2 protein-coding genes and 1 pseudogene are annotated in these 3,121 nt (G+C 74.8%); 2 read left to right on the forward strand and 1 reads right to left on the reverse strand.

What is annotated here, in order from left to right:
• Positions 1 to 62: 62 nt before the first annotated feature.
• A pseudogene (locus AB0H87_RS39990) lies at positions 63 to 1,025 on the forward strand (DUF58 domain-containing protein); the annotation flags it as partial.
• A 161-nt stretch (positions 1,026 to 1,186) separates the two neighbouring features.
• Here the strand turns inward: AB0H87_RS39990 and AB0H87_RS39995 are convergent.
• Positions 1,187 to 2,155, reverse strand: a complete 969-nt coding sequence (locus tag AB0H87_RS39995) for an RDD family protein (protein ID WP_360158480.1) — start codon at positions 2,153 to 2,155, stop codon at positions 1,187 to 1,189.
• 24 nt (positions 2,156 to 2,179) lie between these two features.
• Between AB0H87_RS39995 and AB0H87_RS40000 the strand changes: the two genes are divergently transcribed.
• A partial coding sequence (locus AB0H87_RS40000; RefSeq protein WP_360158483.1) for a stage II sporulation protein M occupies positions 2,180 to 3,121 on the forward strand: 942 nt, incomplete at its 3' end.

Here is a 3,121-nt window from a genome sequence, read left to right on the forward strand (position 1 = left end):
CCGATGGCCGAGGCGATGCTGGCCGCGGCCGCGTCCAGTGGCGCGCCCCTGGCGATCACCGGCTGCCTCTACGGCTACGGCCCGGTCGACGGCCCGCGGTGCGGGTGACCGTGCGCTCGCACGGCCCGCTCGGCCTCGCATTCCGCCAGCGCGACGGGCGCCCGGCCACCCCGCCCTGGCGGGTCCGGGTGCTGCCGCGGTTCGCGTCCCGGGTGCTGCTGCCGGAGAAGACCGCCCGGCTGCGGGTGCTCGACGGCACGATCGTGACGCGGGGCCGCGGGCAGGGCACGGAGTTCGACGCGCTGCGCGAGTACGTGATCGGCGACGACGTCCGCTCGATCGACTGGCGGGCCAGCGCCCGCCGCACGGACGTCATGGTCCGCACGTGGCGACCGGAGCGCGACCGCCGGGTGGTCTGCGTGCTCGACACCGGCCGCACGTCGGCCGTCCGGATCGGCGACGAGCCGCGGCTGGACGCGGCGATGGACGCCGCGCTGCTGCTGGCCGCCCTGGCATCCCGGGCCGGCGACCAGGTCGACCTGCTCGCCGTGGACACCGCGGTGCGCGCGTCGGTCACCGGCAGCGGCCGCCAGGTGCTGCTGGCCCGGCTGGTCAACGCGGTCGCGCCGCTGCAGCCCGCGCTCGTCGAGACCGACTTCGAGCTGGTCGTCGGCGAGGTGCTGCGGCGGGAACGGAAGCGGGCGCTGATCGTGCTGTTCACCGCGCTGGAACCCGGGGCGCTGGGCGAGGGCCTGCTGCCGGTGCTGCCCAAGCTGGTGGCCCGGCACAAGGTGATCGTCGCGGCGACACACGACCCCGTGCTGCGCGACCTGACCACCCGGAAGGCGGCGACGGCGGCCGACGTCTACGCCGCGGCCGCGGGACACCGCGCGCTCGGCGAGCGGGACCGGGTGGCGGCCGCCCTGCGCCGCGGCGGCGTCGAGGTGGTCGACGCGCCCGCCACGGAGTTCGCCGGCGCCGTCGCGGACGCGTACCTGACGCTGAAGGCGCTCGCCCGGCTCTAGGGTCTGTCTCGAAGTCATGGCCGGAGCGAGGCGAGGCCCCAGGCGTCGGCTGGGGCTGCGCCGGGCGCGGCCGGATACCGGTGTTGTATCCGGTCGTGACCGGCGTGGTTCCAGGCGGCGTCTGGGTCCGCCGCAGCCCGGTCAGGACTTCGAGACAGGCCCTAAAAGCGGTTGGCGGTGGTGGGCCAGCCGAGCGGTGGTGTGTCGGCATTGGACGGTGTGCCGGGGCGCAGCGCGGGCGGCCAGGCCGCCGCGGCGGGCTCGACCGGCTGCACCGGTTGGGCCTCGATCGGCCGCGGCGCCAGGTCCGGCCAGATCGCGGCGCTCACGGCCCGCGCCCGGCCGAGCCGGAGCCGCGCCCGCCGGTGCCGTTCCGCGATCACCGCGGCCAGGTAGGCCCAGCCCGGCACGCCCGGCGGTGGCGGTGGCGTGGTGACGGCGGCCAGCTCGCCGGCCAGCGACCGGCCGAGCGTGGTGCGGGCCGGCTCGCGCAGCTCGCGGCCGCGGGCCAGGAAGTGCCGCACGGCCAGTGCCAGCTCGTCGGAGACGCCGGTCAGGTCGAGCGTCCCGGCCCAGCCGGCCAGCGGCGCCGGCATTCCCGGCACCCAGCCCCAGCTCGCCGGCGTCCGCTCGTGCAGCACCATCGTGCCGGCGACCAGGTCGCCAAGGCGCTTGCCGCGCGGGTTGCTCAGCATCGTGGTGAGCGCGGCGAGCCAGGTCACCGGGGGCAGCAGCACGCCCGGCCACTCGGTGGCGACGCCGACCAGGCTGCGGGTCAGCGCGTGCCGCAGCCGCACCGGCCCGCCGTCGTCGCGGACCACCCGCAGGCCCAGTGCGGCCTTGCCGAGCGTGCGGCCCCGGAAGAGCGTCTCGCAGGTCACGGGGTAGCCGACCAGGAGCAGCACGGTGGCGACCACCGAGATGCCCCGGATGGTGGCCGCGTCGAAGTCGACCGGCAGGCTGGACAGGAGCGCCGAGCCGAAGACGGTCAGCACGAGACCGAGCATCACGATCACGATCAGGTCGATCAGCAGCGCGGTGATCCGCGAACCGGCCCGAGCCGCGCGCACCTCGAGCTCGACGGCCTCGCCCGTGATGAGCCGGTCGGTGGAGTGAGGTTGCGCGGTCACCCGCACAGTGAACACTATGAGCGCGTGGATCTCGACGCCTACGTAGCCGAGCACGATGCCGAATGGCGTCGGCTGGAGCATCTGTCCGGCCGGCGGAGGCTGACCGCCGCCGAGATCGACGAGCTCGTCACGCTCTACCAGCGCACCGCGACGCACCTGTCGGTGGTGCGCAGCCGTACACCCGATCCCGCGTTGGTCGCCCGGCTGTCCCGGCTCGTGCTGGCCAGCCGCTCGGCGATCTCACCCGGCCCGCGGCTGCGGCTCGCCGACGTCGGCCGGTTCTTCACGGCCGGCTTCCCGCTGGCCGCCTATCGCGCGTGGCCGTGGTGGTGCGCGGTCGCCACGGCCTTCACGGCACTGAGTTTCTTCCTGATGTTCTACACGGCGGGTCACCCGGAGGTGGCGCGCGCGCTGATCGGCGACGAGGCCGCGCGCCGGCTGGTCGACACCGAGTTCGCCGCCTACTACTCCGAATACTCGCCGCAGACGTTCGCCTTCTCACTGTGGACACACAACGCCTGGCTGTCGGTGCAGTGCCTGGCGTCCGGCGTGCTGATCCTGCCGGTCCTCTGGCTACTGTGGAACAACGCGCTCAACATCGGCCTGAGCGGCGGCGTGATGATCCAGTACGGCGAGGCGGAGCAGTTCTTCAGCCTGATCACGCCGCACGGCCTGCTCGAGCTGACCGGCGTCTACGTGGCGGCCGGCGTCGGCCTGCGCATCGCCGGCGCCTGGATCCGCCCGCCGCGCCACCTGACGCGGACCCGCTCGGTCGCCGCCGCCGGCCGCGAGGGCCTGCTGGTCGCGATCGGGCTGGTCTTCCTCTTCGCGGTCTCGGGCGTGATCGAAGCGTTCGTCACCCCGTCGCCGCTGCCCGCGGTCGCGAAGATCGCCATCGGCGCGGTCGCCTGGCTCGGCTTCCTCGGCTACGTCGTGGTGTTCGGCTCGGCCGCGGCGCACGCCGCA

The organism is Asanoa sp. NPDC050611, assembly GCF_040654855.1.
In the GTDB taxonomy this organism is placed as follows: Bacteria; Actinomycetota; Actinomycetes; order Mycobacteriales; family Micromonosporaceae; genus Asanoa.